Below are 15,303 nucleotides of genomic sequence, written 5' to 3'. Positions count from 1 at the left end.
GGTTTATTTTTTGAACAACGTCCCAGTGCGGACGAATTGGCCAACCGGGACGTTCTTTATTGCTATTGAGGCCAAGGCGAGGTCGGCTACTATGCATGTAGAGTCATAACAATAATAAAGCACCGCGCAACACCGGCTGAACAATAACAATCAGGAGTTACGAATGGCGGTAGATCCTCGCAAGCAGACCTCGCTGCACTGTCTCTATTACTGGGCGGAGCAAACCCCCGATAAGGTCTATCTCACCCAGCCTTATCCCGATGGCAAGGTGGAAGATGTTACCTGGAAGCAGGCAGCGGACCAGGTTTCCCGGATGGCCGGGTATCTGATGGGCCTCGAACTGCCTGACCGGAGCAACATCGGACTCCTGGGCAAGAACAGCGCCTACTGGATACTGGCGGACCTGGCAATCTGGGCGGCCGGTCATGTCAGCGTGCCGTTATACCCGACCCTCAACGGGGAGACGGCGGCCTATATCCTGGAGCACAGTGAGGCCAGGTTGCTGTTCCTGGGCAAGATGGATGGCACTGCTGACGGCTGGAACGACATCAAGGGAAGCCTGCCTGCCGATTTGCCGATTATCTCCCTGCCGCTGTCGCCCCGGGACGACACCCCGAAGTGGCTCGATATCATTGCCGAACAGGAGCCCGCCGAGCCCCGACTGCCAGATCCGGATGATCTGGCAACCATTGTCTATACCTCCGGCTCCACTGGTCGTCCGAAAGGCGTCATGCACAGTTTCCGGAACATGATTTCCGTGGCGGACGGTCTTCAGCAACTGTTCCCGGTAAGCTCCGAGGAGCGCATGCTGTCATATCTGCCCCTGGCCCACGTGGCGGAGCGGGCGGCGGTGGAGACCCAGTCCCTGTACTTCGGCTTCCATCTCTATTTCGCCAACTCCCTGGACACCTTCCAGGAAGACCTGCAACGGGCCAGACCAACGCTGTTTTTCTCGGTGCCCCGCCTGTGGATGAAGTTCTACCTGGGCGTGAATGCCAAATTGCCGCCGAAAAAGCAAAAGCTGCTGTTCAACATCCCGATCCTGAATTCGGTGGTGAAGAAAAAGGTGCTCCGGCAACTGGGTCTGGACTACTGTCGGGCTGCGCTCACCGGCGCCGCGCCCCTGTCGGCAGAGATCGTCTCCTGGTACCGCAACCTGGGCCTGGAGCTGCTGGAGGTTTACGGCATGTCGGAGAACTTCGGGTATTCCCATGCCAACCGCCCGGGCCAGGCCAGGGCCGGGTATGTGGGCATGGCCAATCCCGGGGTTGAGCACCGGATCGGGGAGGGCGGGGAAGTCCAGGTCCGAAGCCCGGGCCAGATGCTTGGCTATTACAAGAATGAGGAGAAAACCCGGGAGGACCTTACCGACGATGGTTTCCTCAAGACCGGCGACATGGGTGAAATCGACAACCAGGGCTATCTCCGGATCACCGGCCGAGTCAAGGATCTGTTCAAGACTTCAAAAGGCAAGTATGTGGTACCGGTGCCCATCGAGAACCGCTTTAACCATCCTCGGGCGGAGGTGGTGTGCGTGGCTGGAGCCAATCAGCCGCAGCCCTGCCTGATGGTGCTGTTATCCGAGGAAGCACGGGATGAGCTGGAACGGGGCGCCGATCGCTCAGAGCTTGAGCAGGAGCTGGCGGCCGAGCTGGATGCGGTGAATGCGGCCTGTGAGTCCCATGAAAAGGTCGCCTTCGTGGTGGTGGTGAAGGAGCCCTGGACCATGGAGAACGGCATGCTTACGCCCACCATGAAGATCAAGCGGAACGTGATCGAGGATTTTTATAACAACAGGATGGAGGACTGGTTTGCCCGCAACAGCAAGGTAGTCTGGGAGTTCTGATCACTTTTCCTGTAGCCAACAAAAAACGCCGGCGATGATCGCCGGCGTTTTTTGTTGGGCTGTTCTCTGACCTGAATCACCTGTGATGAATCAGTGTCCACCCTGAACTTGAGGCATATCCTGAGCCACAACCGCCGCCTTGCGGTTGAAAATGCGCACCTTGCGACTGATAAACTGCGCCGCCTGCTTTGCTGCAGTACGGGTATACTGGCGCCTGACCTCAGCACTATTGTGGAGGATACTGGACGGCAGCGGGTTAACGGTTGCGATATGGTTCTGAGTCATAGCGCCTTCCTCCTTTTCATTTGGTGGATTGATTAGCGATCTACCTTTAATTTACGAACTATTCTAAGGATTCTTTTTTGCAGCTTGAATACGTTAAACTCCGTATCCGCGTTGCAAATATGCAGTGATTATGGACTGGGATTATCTTCGATATATAAGGGCCCTTGCAATAGGCGGAACGCTTGCAAAGGCCGGTGAATTACTGGGTGTGCACCAAACCACTGTTCTGAGACGACTCGACCAGATGGAAGAGTCTCTGGGTGTGCAATTTTTTGAACGTAACCAGAACGGGTTACAGCTAACCCCCGTGGGAGAAATGGCGTTCCGGGAGGCCGAGAGGCTGGCCACGGACATGGAAAACCTGGAACGCAAACTGGTTGGCGGAGATTCCGCACCGGTTGGTAAGGTCCGGATCGCGGCCGAGGACATGATGCTGAACGAGCTGCTCAGCCCGATCCTGTCGGAGCTGGTCCGGGAGTTTCCGGATATCGAGCTGGAAGTGCTCACTGACAATGATGTTGCCAACCTCTCGCACCGGGAGGCGGACCTTACGCTCAGACCGGAAAACAAGCCCCAGGCGACTCTGGAAGGGGAACGTATTGCCGCTGTCGAATCCGCAGTCTACGGGTCCGCCCGTTATTGCCGGCGCAACCGGGATATGGACATCGAGAACCGGCCGGAGGACTGCCTCTGGATCATCCCGGACGAGACCTTCAGCCAGTTGGCGACCGGGCGCTGGTATCGCAAGCACCTGAAGAACGTCACCTCGGTGATCCGATGCAACAGCCTGCAGTCCATGGCCGCCCTGGCCAGGGCCGGCGCCGGGCTGGCGGTGTTGCCATGTTATGTCGGTGAGAGCGCCAAAGAGCTGAGACGGTTATCAGATCCGCTGGAGGGTGAAAGCGTGGATCTATGGTTGCACGTTAACCAGGATACCCAGCAGATGGCCCGGGTGCGTATCGTGATGGAATTCCTGGTGGATCGATTGCGGGCGTCGGAATCGGCGATCGAGATCAGTACCACCTTCTGATCACCGATCCGCCCGGCAGAATGGCCAGAACTGGTACCAGCGCCAACACTGGAACTCCTGTTCGCACTGCTGCAGCTGGTTATGATAGCGGAACGCCCGGCTGCGGACCCGGGCAGCCAGTGCCCGGATCTCAGGCTTCTGGTCATAGCTTCTGCGGGTGTAACCGCCGCGGCCCTCGTGATAGGCCAGGTAGAGTTCCCGGGGGGCGGTGAAAGGAATGCCCAGGTGTTCATGACTCAGGCGGTTGTACCAGCCCACGAAATCCAGTGCGTATTCCATGTCTGAGCGGACGGTCAGCCAGCCACCATCGTTTGCTGCCAGATACTCCCGCCAGGCTGGGTCCAGTGCCTGGGCGTAGCCGAAGGCCGTGGTAGGCCGGGTCCACGGGATCAGCCCCCAAAGCAGGGTCCTCGGCGGTCGGGCGTGACTGCGGAACGAGGATTCGTAGTACACGAAGGCCATCTGGGTGGCGATGGGTGTCCCCCATTTGTCCTGGGAGGCCCGGGCGTAGTCGTACCAGACCGAGTGTTCCCGGAAAATCTCGCACAGATTGTCCGGGTTGGCGGGCGGTTCCGGGGCCAGCAGGCTGAACCGGAGGGTGGCCCACATGCCCACCAGCAAGCCCAGAACCGGTAATCCATACCACTTTGCGCGCGCACGCCACACATTAAGGCGCTTGCTGCGACGCTGTCTGCGTCGGGAGCGTGGTTTGCGCGATTTCCCTACCAAACTGTCATCTCCCGGGGCTTTGAATGGCTTGCTGAGGGGGCTGCGGCCGTGTCATAAACGGCGGTATTCCCAACTCAGGATGATAGTGAAATGAGACTTGGCACCCTAGTTAAACCTCTTTTAGTCGTAACGCTGGTGGCTGGCGGAATGGCCCATGCCGCCCCGAGTGCCCAGCAGGTGCTGGCGGCGTCTCCTATTGATGACATCGTTGCCCAATACCCGGCGATGATGAGCCAGGGGATTCGCGAGGGCATGAAACAGAGTGGCCAGGTACCACCGATGGTGGCGGAAACCCTGGGGCATATTGTCAGTAGCAGTTTCCGGGCCGGAGACATCGAACGCCGGATCATCGCCGACCTGGACGAGAACCTCTCGGATGCGCAACTGGAAGCGGTGCGTGACTGGTACGAGACACCCGTGGCGCGGAAGATAGCCGAAGCAGAAATCGCCGCATCGGCCCCCGACAGCTGGCAGCAGGTTCGGGCTCAGGCTCCGGCCCTGAACGAAAGGTACCAGGGCACCGAAAGGGCCCGCATGTTTGACCGGTTCGATCGCGCCTCCCGCGCCACCGAAAGCGCCGTGGATACGTCCATCGCCGTGCAGCTGGGCATGGCAACGGCGATGGCGGCATTGAGCACGGACTCCGTGCATTACGAGCAGATCCGCCAGCGTATCGAGGGGCAGCGCAGCATGCTGCGCGGCATGATGGAGCAGCAGGTCTATGACAGTTATCTGTATACCTACCGCAATATCAGTAACCAGGAGCTGGGCCTGTACCTGGACTTCCTCGAGAGCGATGCCGGTTCGGCATTTTCCCGGGTGATGACCAACAGTATCCAGCAGGCGATAACCGAGCCGGTGGAAAGCGTTGGCAAGCAGATGTCCCGTTTCCTCAGTCCGGAATCACCAAACGGTCAGTAAACGCCCGCAGTTCCCGGTAAACCTCCTCCCGTTTACGTTCATAGCGGTGGGAAAAGTGGAACGAGATCAGCTGCCGGACCTGCGCCCCGTTGGCAATCCGGGCGCAGGCTCGGGTAGTGAGGTGGTGGGTCCGGTGGGCCTGGTCCTCATCCGCCACCATGAACGAGGCCTCGCAGAACAGGGTGTGAGCGCCCTGGGCGAGGGCGGTCATTTTCCGGATGTTTTCCGGGGTGTCCGCGAAATCCGTGCCATAGACTACCTTGTCCCCGGGTGCCTGGATCAGCAGCTTGCGGGCGAGGTCCTCTGCCCGCCAGGTGCGGGAGGCGTCCGGTGAAATCAGCTCGTCAGACCGCTTGCGCAACACCGCCATTTTCAGATCATGCAGCCAGGGCCCCGGTTGCAATCCCATGACCTTCAACCGGTCGTTGCGTACCTGCAGTTTGCCAAAGGGCTCCCAGGCATAGGCCAGAACCGGCGTGCCGTGGTCCAGCAAGGCTGCGCGCACCTGGAACTCCGGCTCCCGGTAGAGCACACCATCGGGCGTGGGCTGGTCCTCCAGAGGTGTCGGTGCCGGTTCGCCAGCGGTGATCTTCCAGCGTTTGAGATGATCTCCGTGCCACTCGTGAACCACAAACCGGGGGCCCCGGTCCTCGACCCGGTCCCAAAGGATGCCGCTGATCATGCCAGTGATGTGCCGCATCAGTCCGGGCGGTCCGAACAACCGACAGGGTGGGAAGTGGCCGATCCGACTGCGCAGGAACCACATGAATCCGCCGATGTGGTCGGCGTGGCAATGGGTGATAAAGACATCGCTGACCTGGTGGGCGGAGCGAAGGGGCATGCGGCCGGTATCTCCCAGGTCAAACAACAGGCTCCGGGATTCATGCAGCAGCCGTAACTGCAGCAGCGGGTCACCGCCCACGCCATTGACCAGAGAGGCTACTACCGGGCCAACCCGAATGGCCACTTGCGGGTCCTTGGCCACGCTGGTCAGGGCGCCCAGCTCAACGCTGACCTGTACCGCGCCACGGGGTTGTCGCTTGCAGTCCATATCCGCTCCCGGTTGGTGAATTTTCCGGTGTGTGAAATTTGTACAAAGCCGGATTTCGGTCCACTCTCCCTAGTATATGCGAGTGAGGAGAGTCGCTATGGATTTCAATGCCTATCAGAAAGCCTTGTCCTCGCAACTCAGGGGGCTGGAGTGCCCGTTTACCGAAAAGGAATTTGACCAACGGCTGGCCCGTGTCCGGGACCGTATGGCCCGGGAAGACTTTGGGGCACTGCTGTTGACCGATCCCTCCGATATCTTCTACCTGACCGGTTACAGCACCTTCGAGGTGTCCGTTCATGTGGCCCTGGTGGTCACCCAGGAAGATCTTCTGTTACAGGTGCCCTCCATCGAAATGGGGCCGGCCATGGTCACCACCCGGGTTGCCCGGGTCAGTGGTTACCGTTGGGAGGGTATTGGCGAAGTGCTGGAACCGCTCGTGCAGATCCTCAATGACGGAGTCGAAACCGTAGGCATCGATGCCTGGCACGGCTCCCTGCGCCAGGGCGTGCTGGAAGGGCTCAAAGCACGGATGCAGGGTGTCCGGTTCCTCAACAACGGCGGCCTGCTGAAAAAGATCCGGATCGTGAAGTCGCAGGCCGAGATAGGCTTGCTGCGCGAAAGTGCCCGGATAACCGCTGAAGGGCTGGAAGCGGCAGTAGCGGCAGTGCGCCCCGGTGTTACGGATAATGACATTGCCGCGGTTGGTGCCCGGGCTCTGCTGGAAGCCGGCAGTGAATTCATGAGCATGCAGCCGATCGTGACCACCGGTCGGCGAAGCAGCGTGATCCACTGCAACCACAAGCGCACGGTGATACAGGAAGGGGACCCGGTATTCCTGGAGTTCGGGTCCGCCTGGCAGCGTTACACTGCACCCATGATGCAGACCATTGTGGCCGGAGCGCGGCCCTCCTCGGAAATGGAGCGGGTCCACGACAGCTGCCGACGCATTGTGGACACGCTGCTGCATTCAATTCGCCCGGGCGTCACCTTTGATCAGGCCGCCCATGACGCCGAACGGGCGCTCCAGCCCCTGGCCGACAAGGTGTTTTTCTCCGGCGTATTCGGCTACACGGTGGGTGCCCAGTTCCCGCCTTCGTGGGTCGAAGGCTCGGGTTTCATCGCCCGGGGCGGCAACATGGAGTTCCGTCCAGGCATGGTCTTCCATCTGCCCATCTGTCTGCGCATTCCGAACCAGTGGGGAATAGGCTGCAGCGAGACCATCCTCGTCACGGACGACGGCGCGGAGCCGATCACCCACAACCCCTGGACCCTCGGCTAACGTACCGTTTGGCTAGTTCAATTCCAGATCCGAAAGATAAACGTTTCGGGGCGCCGGCAGACGCACGGCAAAAAGCCCCAGTCTCCGCACGTTGGCCATATCCATCGTCCTGCTGGCCGGTGCGTTACTGACATCATCGAGGTTGATGGTGAAGGTATTGGCGCCGGGAGCCAGGACCAGTCGCGTATTGAATCGATCGCCGTAGGCATTGTCGCCACGGTCATGGGCCACATCGTTGATCCTGAGGGTAAGCGTTAGCGGTTCCTGCGTGGGATTGAACAGCATAATGGTCAGCTGCCTGTAGTCTCGCCAGTCGGCGGGCAGGTTGTCGAGAGAAACACCGGAATAGGTTTCCGTGCCCAGTTCAATCTTCAGGCTTTGGGGGTGGTTTGAGGTGAATCGAGGGGATGGAGCAAGGTTGCCGCTCCAGAAGGGGGCGGTATTCTCATGCCGGAAGTCATACAGCAATGGAAGCTGATGGTTGACCTGCCATTGCCGGGCGGCGACGGCGCTGGTGGTGCCCAGTTCGAACAGCAGTAACATTGCAGTGACGACCGGGAGAAGCCAGGAACGCGCATCAGCGCCAGTATCTCGAGAAAATACCGGCCTCCAGGCAAAAACGAGCCAGACCCCCAGCAGGTTTCGCAGAATGTCATGCCAGTCGGCCTGCCGGTCCGTGCCGGATTGCAGCAACTCGATCAGGATGCCCAGCATCAGGACTGCAGCAGTAGTGGCCACCCATAGTCGCCAGCCTGCCAGCCATTGCCAGGGTTTTAGCCCGAAGGTCAGAAGGGCAAAGAGGCCAATATGGCCGAGGTTCCAGACGGACCGGTAAAAAGGGCCTGACGCCCAGTCCGGGCCCCCGATAAACAGCAGTGGTGCCACCCCGGCAACGCCCGCAAAAGCCAGCATTCGCATTCGCTGGCCTCTGAGGGCACGTCCCGGCGTGGAGCCAGAATTCATCAGCTGCGGCTGGTGACTTCCAGCAGGTGGTAGCCGAACTGGGTCTTGATCGGACCGATCACGGTGTTCAGTTCGCTGTTGAACACCGCCTTGTCGAACTCCGGTACCATCTGGCCCGGGCCGAAAGAACCCAGATCGCCGCCGTTGCGGCCAGAGGGGCAGGAGGAGTGCTGCCTTGCCACTTCGGCAAAGTCCTGGCCGCCTTCGATGGCCTTCTTCAGTTCTTCACATTTTGCTTCACTATCCACCAGAATGTGGCGTGCGGTTGCTTGTGCCATGATCAGTTTCCTGTGTCAGGATTAATGGGTATGTCAGAACCGGAATGCTGCCCGCACAGCCCGCCGGAGGCAAGCGCTTTTTATCCGTGTTTCTGCGGCCTCACAGTCCTGGTGGCAAACCTGTACAATGCCGGCTTTCTCTTTGCCGGCGCCCCGCCGGCCCCACATCGACAGGTTTTTTCTTGATCTCCACCGCCAATATCACCATGCAGTTCGGGGCAAAGCCCCTGTTTGAAAATGTTTCCGCCAAATTCGGCAACGGCAACCGCTACGGCCTGATCGGCGCCAACGGCTGCGGCAAGTCCACCCTGATGAAAATCCTCGGTGGCGACCTCGAGCCCTCGGCCGGCCAGGTCATGCTGGAGCCCAACATCCGGCTCGGCAAACTGCGCCAGGACCAGTTCGCCTACGAAGATTGCACGGTGATGGACACCGTGATCATGGGTCATGAAGAGCTGTGGAGCGTCAAGAAGGAACGTGACCGCATCTACTCCCTGGCGGAAATGAGTGAGGAAGACGGCATGGCCGTGGCAGATCTGGAAGTCCAGTTCGCGGAAATGGACGGCTACACCGCCGAATCCCGCGCCGGCGAATTGCTGCTGGGCCTGGACATCCCGCTGGAGCAGCACAACGGTCCCATGAGCGCCCTGGCGCCGGGCTGGAAGCTACGAGTGTTGCTGGCCCAGGCGCTGTTTTCCGACCCGGATGTTTTGTTGCTGGACGAGCCTACCAACCACCTGGACATCAACACCATCCGCTGGCTGGAAAACATCCTGGTAGCCCGCAACAGCACCATGATCATCATCTCCCACGACCGCCACTTCCTGAACAGCGTGTGCACCCACATGGCGGACCTGGACTACGGCGAACTGCGCCTGTTCCCGGGCAACTACGACGAATACATGACGGCCGCCACCCAGGCCCGCGAGCGCATGATGGCGGACAACGCGAAGAAAAAAGCGCAGATTGCCGAGCTGCAGCAGTTCGTCAGCCGCTTCTCCGCCAACGCCTCCAAGGCCAAACAGGCCACCTCCCGCGCCCGCCAGATCGACAAGATCCAGCTGGAAGAGGTGAAACCCTCAAGCCGTGTCAGCCCGTTTATCCGTTTCGAGCAGGGCAAGAAGCTGCATCGCCAGGCGGTGACCCTGAACAAGCTGACCAAGGGTTTCGATGAGAAGCCCTTGTTCGAAAACCTGGACCTGCAGATCGAGGCCGGCGAGCGGGTAGCGATCATCGGCCCCAACGGCATCGGCAAGACCACGCTGCTGCAGTGCCTGGCCGGCGCATACACACCGGACAGCGGTGAGGTAAAGTGGACCGACAGCGCAGAAGTAGGCTACTTCGCCCAGGACCACACCGCAGACTTCGCTGAAGACGAATCCCTGACTGACTGGATGGCCCAATGGACCAAGGGTGGCGAGCAATTGGTTCGCGGTACTCTGGGGCGCATGCTGTTCTCCGGTGACGATATCGGCAAATCCGTGCAGGTGATTTCCGGTGGTGAGCAGGGACGGATGCTGTTCGGCAAGCTGATTCTGCAGAAGCCCAATGTGATGCTGATGGATGAGCCCACGAACCACCTGGACATGGAGTCCATCGAGGCGCTGAACCTGGCGCTGGAGAACTATCCGGGTACACTGATTTTCGTGAGCCACGATCGGGAGTTTGTTTCTTCGTTGGCTACGCGGATCATTGAGATGAAGCCCGAGGGGGTTACCGATTTCAGTGGGACCTATGATGATTATCTTCGGAGTCAGGGGTACCTTTGAGTTCTGACCTCGGGGGCGGCGGCCGGGCGGGGCTGGCTTCCCAAAACCCGCTCCTTCGGCACGTCCCTGTGGCGCTTGAGCTCCGCCATCCATGGCTCCGCACAGTTTTGTGAAGCCAGCCCCGCCCGGCCGCTCAGACTTCTGGGTGGCCTTCAAATGAACCAAGGAAACTTCTAGAGCATGGGCGAGACAGAGATTATTAACGCAACCCGCAAATGGGTCGAAGACGTGGTCGTTGGCTACAACCTGTGCCCGTTCGCCAAACGGGAACTGGTCCGGAACCGGGTGCGGTTTGTGGTGTCGGAAGCCGAGACCGAAGACGATCTGCTGCATGCCCTGCATTCCGAACTCCAGCGCCTGGACGACGAGCCTGAGATTGAAACCACGCTGTTGATTCACCCTGCTGTATTGCAGCACTTCGGTCCCTACAATGAATTCCTGGACGCGGCCGACGGTCTGCTGGCTTACCTGGAAATGGAAGGCGTTTACCAGATCGCCAGTTTCCACCAGGACTACCAGTTTGCGGGCACCGAGCCGGATTCGGCAGAGAATTACACCAACCGTTCCCCGTTCCCGATGCTGCATTTGTTACGGGAAGCCAGTCTGGAAGCGGCGATTGACAGTTATCCGGATGTGGAAGGAATTCCTGACCGAAACATCGAGTTGATGGAAAAACTGGGAGCCGAAAAGATGCGGGAAATCCTCGCGAAATGCCTGAAGAACCCGTCGGGTACAGGGGAGTAGAATCAGGAGCCGGTGGGCAGGGCTTTCCAAAACTGTGCGGAGCCATGGATGGCGGAGCTCAAGCGTCACAGGGGTGAGGCCGAGCGTTTATGAAGCGAAGCTTCATGCGACAGCCGAACGACTGCAATCTGTGATTGCAGGCCGGACCCCGCAGGGGTGCCGACGGAGCGGGTTTTGGAAAGCCCTGCCCACCGGCGATTGCACCAGTCTGGACGGCTGGGGGCGGAAAACTCCAAATGTCAGACGTTCCCGTAACTCAGACCAACCAGAAGAGCCAGAATCAATGGGACTGCTTTTCGAACAGATAGACAGCCAACCCTCCGTAATTGGTGAGATCACCCTCAGGAGACGCCGGATTCCGGCCATTGGCGACAGGGACATCTACGAAGTGAAACTGGGCGAGGAGTTTCTCATGTCCAGCATGTTCGTGGACGCCGAAATAGCCCTCTCCGACCTGGGACTGAACGCAACAAAAGGCGACAACCTGAGTGTCGTGGTTGGCGGCCTGGGCCTTGGCTATACCGCCGTGGCCGCACTGAAACACGAACGGGTGAGCGAACTGCTCGTGGTGGAATACCTCGAACCGGTCATCCGCTGGCACCAGCAGGAACTCGTGCCCCTGGGCAAGGAACTGAACGCTGATCCCCGGGCCCGGTATGTCCACGGCAGCTTCTTCGACCTCGCCGTGGCCGATCCTGAAACCGGCGGCTTTGATCCCGACGCCCCGGGCAAACAATTCGACGCCATCCTCCTGGACATCGACCACTCTCCCCGGGCATTACTCCACGATTCCAACGCCAGCTTCTACACCGTCGACAACATCGGCCTCATGGCGCGACAGATAAAACCCGGCGGCATCTTTGCCATGTGGTCGAACGAAGGTGAAGACGACGAATTCATGGCCGTGCTGCGCGACGGGTTCATCGATGTTGCCTGCCACGTCGTAAAGTTCTACAACCCGTTCCAGAACCGGGAATCGTTCAACACCGTTTACGTTGCCCGAAAGCCGGGCTGATCGAGCCGGAGTTTTCATGCCAGTGACCACCCATCGCACACGCCCCTTCAGTGCCAGCCAGCGCCTGCCGGACACTGACCGGCCGCTGGCAAACCATGATCCGGACGAGGCCGGCGAACAGCTGGCGGCATTCATTCGCCGCCATCCCAGGCTCATGATCCTGACCGGTGCCGGGGTAAGTACCGACTCCGGCATTCCGGATTACCGGGACGGCGATGGCGCCTGGAAGCGCAAACAGCCGGTGCAGCATCAGGACTTTATGGAGAGCTTCCAGACCCGCCAGCGTTATTGGGGCCGGAGTCTCATCGGCTGGCCGGTGATGCGTAATGCCACCCCCAATCCTTCGCATTTCCACATCGCCGACCTGGAACTGCTCAATCACAGCAGCCTGGTGGTGACCCAGAACGTGGATCGTCTGCACCAGAAAGCCGGCACCCGCGGCGTTCTCGACCTGCATGGCCGGGCCGACGAGGTCCTGTGCATGGCTTGCGGTTATCGCTGTCCGCGGGACGAAGTGCATGACCGGTGTGCCGATCTCAACCCCGGATTCGCGCAATATACCGCCACCACTGCGCCGGATGGCGACGCCGATCTGGAAGTGGATTTCTCGGATTTCCGTCCGGCGGACTGTCCGAAGTGTGGCGGTATCCTCAAACCCGATGTGGTGTTCTTCGGCGACTATGTGCCGAAACAGCGAGTCGCCGCGGCCCTGGACATGCTCAAGTCCAGCGATGGGTTGCTGGTTATCGGCTCGTCGCTGATGGTGTATTCCGGTTTCCGGTTCTGTCGTTACGGGAAGGAGTGGGGCAAGCCTATGGCAACTCTCAACCTCGGCCGCACCCGGGCCGAGGAGCTGGTCGATCTGAAACTGAATGCCAGGATCGGGGAGACCCTGCAGGTCGCCCTCGATCGGCTATGATGGGGCTCAGGCGAAGCCCAGATTCTTGCGCCATTTGCGCAGCAGGAAATTGGTGTCGTGCTGCCAGGGATGGAAGTCCGGGCGGAAGTAGTCCAGGTATTCCGGGATGATCGCCGTAAACATGCCCTGACGCCCCCAAAGGCGATTCAGTCCCTGTGCCCACGATTTCAGGTTGGTGAGCTCCTTGTCTTCCCGCATCAGCTCCACGATGAAGGCATGGATGGCAACCATCACCAGAACCGTTGCCAGTGCCATGGTCCCCATACGCACGGCGTAATCGGCTGCACCCTTGCCGTATACCTGCTGATAGGTATCGAAGGCCACCGCCTTGTGTTCGTTCTCCTCGATGCAATGCCAGGCCCACAGGGTGCGCATGGTCGGATCAATGGCTTCCACCAGGTCCTCGCGTTTCAGCAGTTGTGCCGACAGGATCCCGGTGAAGTGCTCCAGTGCCACAGTGCCGGCCAGATGGACGCGATTGTTGTTGAGCAATGGCAGATCCTTGACCGACAGAAAGCTCCGGGTCCAGCCTTCCAGCTTTTTGATATCGAAACCGTTCCGAATGGCGCCTTCGTTGAAATGACCGTGCTCCTTTGCGTGCATGGCCTCCTGACCGATAAAGGCACCGATGTCCTTCTGCAACTGGGGGTCCTGTACTTTGTCGCGGACTGCCCGGACGCTGGCGACAAAGTAGCGCTCGCCGTCCGGAAACAGGGCTGACAGAGCATTGAACAGGTGGGTCATGAACGGATCGTTGTCGACCCAGTGGCGGGGTACATCCTCAAAGCCGAAATCCTGGCGACGGACGGGAAAAGAAGCGGTAACTGCTGACATAACGGAAGCCTCGATCATTGTATGACTCATAGTGAGACATTACGGGGCTTCGATTGGAATTGTCCGGTTAAAAGGGGACAGATGCTTGGCAGGAATGTCGGAAAGCGGATAAACGCTGGGATGTGATGCCGTGGGAGCGGTCCGGCCGCTCCCACGAAGTTTGTCAGATCAGGTTGTAGATGAACACAATGGCAACGGCCACCGGAGTGACGAAGCGAAGGGTACCGAACCAGAGGTTGAACGCTGGTGCCGAGAGTGACAGTTCGTTCTTCATGGCCTCCTTCGACATCACCCAGCCGGCGAACAGGGCCACGAGCAGGCCGCCGAGTGGCAGCAGGATGTTGGCGGTGAAGAAGTCCAGCAGGTCGAAGATGGTCTTGCCTTCCAGCATCGGAATGAAGCTCAGTGGCGCCACGTCCGACCAGAGGTTCAGGGACAGGATAGAGGCAATACCCAGTGCCCAGCACACCATGCCGGCACCCAGGGTGCTCACTGTGCGGTTCATGCCTTTTTGCTCTTCCAGCCACTCCACGATCGGCTCCAGCAGGGAGATGCCGGAGGTCCAGGCAGCGAAGATCAGCAGTACGAAAAAGAGGGTGCCGAAAAAGCTGCCCATGGGCATCTGGCCGAAGGCCAGTGGCAGGGTCTGGAAGATCAGGCCGGGGCCGGCACCAGGCTCGAGGCCATTGGCGAACACCACCGGGAAAATGGCCAGGCCGGCCAGCAGCGCCACGCCGGTATCGATGATGGATACCGTGATAGACGTCTTGGCGATGGAGATTTTCTTGGGCAGGTAGGAGCCGTAGGCCATCATGACCGCCATGCCGAGACTCAGGGTGAAGAACGCGTGGCCAAGGGCTACCAGCACGCCGGAGGTGGTCAGTTTGGAAAAGTCCGGCTGGAACAGGAAGGTCACCGCCTTGCCGAAGGAGCCGGAGGTCATGGCATAACCCACCACGATCAACAGCAGGATGAACAGGCCGGGCATCAGGATGCTGACAGCGCGCTCGAGACCGGAGCGAACGCCACGGGCGACCACTACCATGACCAGCGCCATGAACACGGTGTGCCACAACAGCAGGGTAAGCGGGTCGCTCAGCAGGCCGGAAAAGATCGCGCCAATGGCATCCGCCGACTGGCCGGCAAGCTGGCCGCTGGCGGCGGTGCCGACATAGGAGACCGCCCAGCCGCCAATCACCGAGTAGAAGGACAGGATCAGGAAGCCCGCCAGGACGCCGACGGCACCCACCAGTTTCCAGGCCGGATGAAGCTTGTCGCGCTGGGCAATCAGGTGCAGGCTGTTGACCGGGCTGCGGCCACCGCGCCGGCCGATCATGACCTCGGCCATCATGATGGGAATGCCCACGACGGCAATACATGCCAGGTACATGATCACGAAAGCGCCGCCGCCGTTCTCGCCAGTGATGTAGGGAAACTTCCAGATATTGCCCAGGCCGACGGCCGACCCGGTTGCCGCCAGGATGAAGGCGAGCCTGGATGACCAGAGCCCGCGCTTGGCGTTGGAACCCTCAAGGGCCTCCGAATAGGTGGCCGATCCTGATGAAGTGACAGACATGACTATCTCCTGTGGTACTTGTTTTTGTGTCAGGGCGAAAAAGGAGAGCCGCAGAAGCCTGCGG

At 59.8% G+C, this 15,303-nt stretch carries 15 protein-coding genes; 8 read left to right on the top strand and 7 right to left on the bottom strand.

What is annotated here, in order from left to right:
- The first annotated feature begins 163 nt into the window (after positions 1 to 163).
- Complete coding sequence (locus tag ACQUTG_RS01210; RefSeq protein WP_428917656.1) at positions 164 to 1,846, top strand: AMP-binding protein; 1,683 nt, start codon at positions 164 to 166, stop codon at positions 1,844 to 1,846.
- Between the two features lie 90 nt (positions 1,847 to 1,936).
- Here the strand turns inward: ACQUTG_RS01210 and ACQUTG_RS01205 are convergent, their stop codons facing one another.
- Positions 1,937 to 2,131: a hypothetical protein gene (locus tag ACQUTG_RS01205; protein WP_239036491.1), complete on the bottom strand. Its 195-nt coding sequence runs from the start codon at positions 2,129 to 2,131 to the stop codon at positions 1,937 to 1,939.
- Positions 2,132 to 2,261: 130 nt separating this feature from the next.
- Between ACQUTG_RS01205 and ACQUTG_RS01200 the strand changes: the two genes are divergently transcribed.
- Positions 2,262 to 3,161, top strand: coding sequence for a LysR substrate-binding domain-containing protein (locus tag ACQUTG_RS01200; RefSeq protein WP_428917655.1), 900 nt, complete (start codon positions 2,262 to 2,264; stop codon positions 3,159 to 3,161).
- On the opposite strand, the gene ACQUTG_RS01195 is transcribed toward ACQUTG_RS01200, so the two are convergent.
- Positions 3,162 to 3,770 (bottom strand): lysozyme-like domain containing protein, encoded by a 609-nt coding sequence (locus tag ACQUTG_RS01195; RefSeq protein WP_428918437.1) that lies wholly within the window; start codon positions 3,768 to 3,770, stop codon positions 3,162 to 3,164.
- 267 nt (positions 3,771 to 4,037) lie between these two features.
- Between ACQUTG_RS01195 and ACQUTG_RS01190 the strand changes: the two genes are divergently transcribed.
- A complete protein-coding gene (locus ACQUTG_RS01190; protein WP_428917654.1) occupies positions 4,038 to 4,811 on the top strand; it encodes a DUF2059 domain-containing protein in 774 nt (257 codons plus the stop codon).
- On the opposite strand, the gene ACQUTG_RS01185 is transcribed toward ACQUTG_RS01190, so the two are convergent.
- A complete protein-coding gene (locus ACQUTG_RS01185) occupies positions 4,783 to 5,862 on the bottom strand; it encodes an MBL fold metallo-hydrolase (RefSeq protein WP_428917653.1) in 1,080 nt (359 codons plus the stop codon). The two genes, ACQUTG_RS01190 and ACQUTG_RS01185, sit on opposite strands and share 29 nt — an antisense overlap.
- Positions 5,863 to 5,959: 97 nt before the next feature.
- On the opposite strand from ACQUTG_RS01185, the gene ACQUTG_RS01180 reads away from it, so the two are divergent.
- On the top strand, positions 5,960 to 7,141 hold the full coding sequence (locus tag ACQUTG_RS01180) for a M24 family metallopeptidase (RefSeq protein WP_428917652.1): 1,182 nt from the start codon (positions 5,960 to 5,962) through the stop codon (positions 7,139 to 7,141).
- A 12-nt stretch (positions 7,142 to 7,153) separates the two neighbouring features.
- Here the strand turns inward: ACQUTG_RS01180 and ACQUTG_RS01175 are convergent, their stop codons facing one another.
- On the bottom strand, positions 7,154 to 8,059 hold the full coding sequence (locus ACQUTG_RS01175) for a succinyl-CoA synthetase subunit beta (protein WP_428917651.1): 906 nt from the start codon (positions 8,057 to 8,059) through the stop codon (positions 7,154 to 7,156).
- A 44-nt stretch (positions 8,060 to 8,103) separates the two neighbouring features.
- Positions 8,104 to 8,382, bottom strand: a complete 279-nt coding sequence (locus tag ACQUTG_RS01170) for a peptidylprolyl isomerase (protein WP_428917650.1) — start codon at positions 8,380 to 8,382, stop codon at positions 8,104 to 8,106.
- Between the two features lie 182 nt (positions 8,383 to 8,564).
- On the opposite strand from ACQUTG_RS01170, the gene ACQUTG_RS01165 reads away from it, so the two are divergent.
- The 4 genes from ACQUTG_RS01165 (at position 8,565) to ACQUTG_RS01150 (ending at position 12,829) form a co-directional block, all read left to right on the top strand.
- On the top strand, positions 8,565 to 10,151 hold the full coding sequence (locus ACQUTG_RS01165) for an ABC-F family ATPase (RefSeq protein WP_428917649.1): 1,587 nt from the start codon (positions 8,565 to 8,567) through the stop codon (positions 10,149 to 10,151).
- Between the two features lie 180 nt (positions 10,152 to 10,331).
- Positions 10,332 to 10,895, top strand: coding sequence for a DUF1415 domain-containing protein (locus tag ACQUTG_RS01160; protein ID WP_428917648.1), 564 nt, complete (start codon positions 10,332 to 10,334; stop codon positions 10,893 to 10,895).
- 283 nt (positions 10,896 to 11,178) lie between these two features.
- The gene (locus ACQUTG_RS01155) at positions 11,179 to 11,910 is read left to right on the top strand and encodes a spermidine synthase (RefSeq protein WP_428917647.1); all 732 of its coding nucleotides are present in this window, start codon (positions 11,179 to 11,181) and stop codon (positions 11,908 to 11,910) included.
- 16 nt (positions 11,911 to 11,926) lie between these two features.
- The gene (locus ACQUTG_RS01150) at positions 11,927 to 12,829 is read left to right on the top strand and encodes an NAD-dependent protein deacetylase (RefSeq protein WP_428917646.1); all 903 of its coding nucleotides are present in this window, start codon (positions 11,927 to 11,929) and stop codon (positions 12,827 to 12,829) included.
- Between the two features lie 6 nt (positions 12,830 to 12,835).
- On the opposite strand, the gene ACQUTG_RS01145 is transcribed toward ACQUTG_RS01150, so the two are convergent.
- Both ACQUTG_RS01145 and ACQUTG_RS01140 read right to left on the bottom strand, forming a co-directional pair.
- Entirely contained in the window at positions 12,836 to 13,681 is an 846-nt protein-coding gene (locus tag ACQUTG_RS01145; protein ID WP_428917645.1) for a metal-dependent hydrolase, read from the bottom strand.
- Positions 13,682 to 13,826: 145 nt separating this feature from the next.
- The gene (locus ACQUTG_RS01140) at positions 13,827 to 15,239 is read right to left on the bottom strand and encodes a sodium-dependent transporter (RefSeq protein ID WP_428917644.1); all 1,413 of its coding nucleotides are present in this window, start codon (positions 15,237 to 15,239) and stop codon (positions 13,827 to 13,829) included.
- Between the last annotated feature and the right edge of the window lie 64 nt (positions 15,240 to 15,303).

Source organism: Marinobacter sp. DUT-1, from assembly GCF_050379415.1.
GTDB lineage: Bacteria > Pseudomonadota > Gammaproteobacteria > Pseudomonadales > Oleiphilaceae > Marinobacter.
The sequence above is the reverse complement of the archived record's forward strand: the minus strand, read 5'-3'. Positions and strand labels throughout refer to the sequence as shown.

Coding starts and splice junctions, on each gene's coding strand:
- ACQUTG_RS01180 (WP_428917652.1), top strand. CDS start 5,960: ATGGATTTCAATGCCTATCAGAAAGCCTTGTCCTCGCAACTCAGGGGG.
- ACQUTG_RS01155 (WP_428917647.1), top strand. CDS start 11,179: ATGGGACTGCTTTTCGAACAGATAGACAGCCAACCCTCCGTAATTGGT.
- ACQUTG_RS01200 (WP_428917655.1), top strand. CDS start 2,262: ATGGACTGGGATTATCTTCGATATATAAGGGCCCTTGCAATAGGCGGA.
- ACQUTG_RS01205 (WP_239036491.1), bottom strand. CDS start 2,131: ATGACTCAGAACCATATCGCAACCGTTAACCCGCTGCCGTCCAGTATC.
- ACQUTG_RS01150 (WP_428917646.1), top strand. CDS start 11,927: ATGCCAGTGACCACCCATCGCACACGCCCCTTCAGTGCCAGCCAGCGC.
- ACQUTG_RS01170 (WP_428917650.1), bottom strand. CDS start 8,382: ATGGCACAAGCAACCGCACGCCACATTCTGGTGGATAGTGAAGCAAAA.
- ACQUTG_RS01140 (WP_428917644.1), bottom strand. CDS start 15,239: ATGTCTGTCACTTCATCAGGATCGGCCACCTATTCGGAGGCCCTTGAG.
- ACQUTG_RS01175 (WP_428917651.1), bottom strand. CDS start 8,059: ATGCGAATGCTGGCTTTTGCGGGCGTTGCCGGGGTGGCACCACTGCTG.
- ACQUTG_RS01185 (WP_428917653.1), bottom strand. CDS start 5,862: ATGGACTGCAAGCGACAACCCCGTGGCGCGGTACAGGTCAGCGTTGAG.
- ACQUTG_RS01195 (WP_428918437.1), bottom strand. CDS start 3,770: ATGTGGGCCACCCTCCGGTTCAGCCTGCTGGCCCCGGAACCGCCCGCC.
- ACQUTG_RS01145 (WP_428917645.1), bottom strand. CDS start 13,681: ATGATCGAGGCTTCCGTTATGTCAGCAGTTACCGCTTCTTTTCCCGTC.
- ACQUTG_RS01190 (WP_428917654.1), top strand. CDS start 4,038: ATGGCCCATGCCGCCCCGAGTGCCCAGCAGGTGCTGGCGGCGTCTCCT.
- ACQUTG_RS01160 (WP_428917648.1), top strand. CDS start 10,332: ATGGGCGAGACAGAGATTATTAACGCAACCCGCAAATGGGTCGAAGAC.
- ACQUTG_RS01210 (WP_428917656.1), top strand. CDS start 164: ATGGCGGTAGATCCTCGCAAGCAGACCTCGCTGCACTGTCTCTATTAC.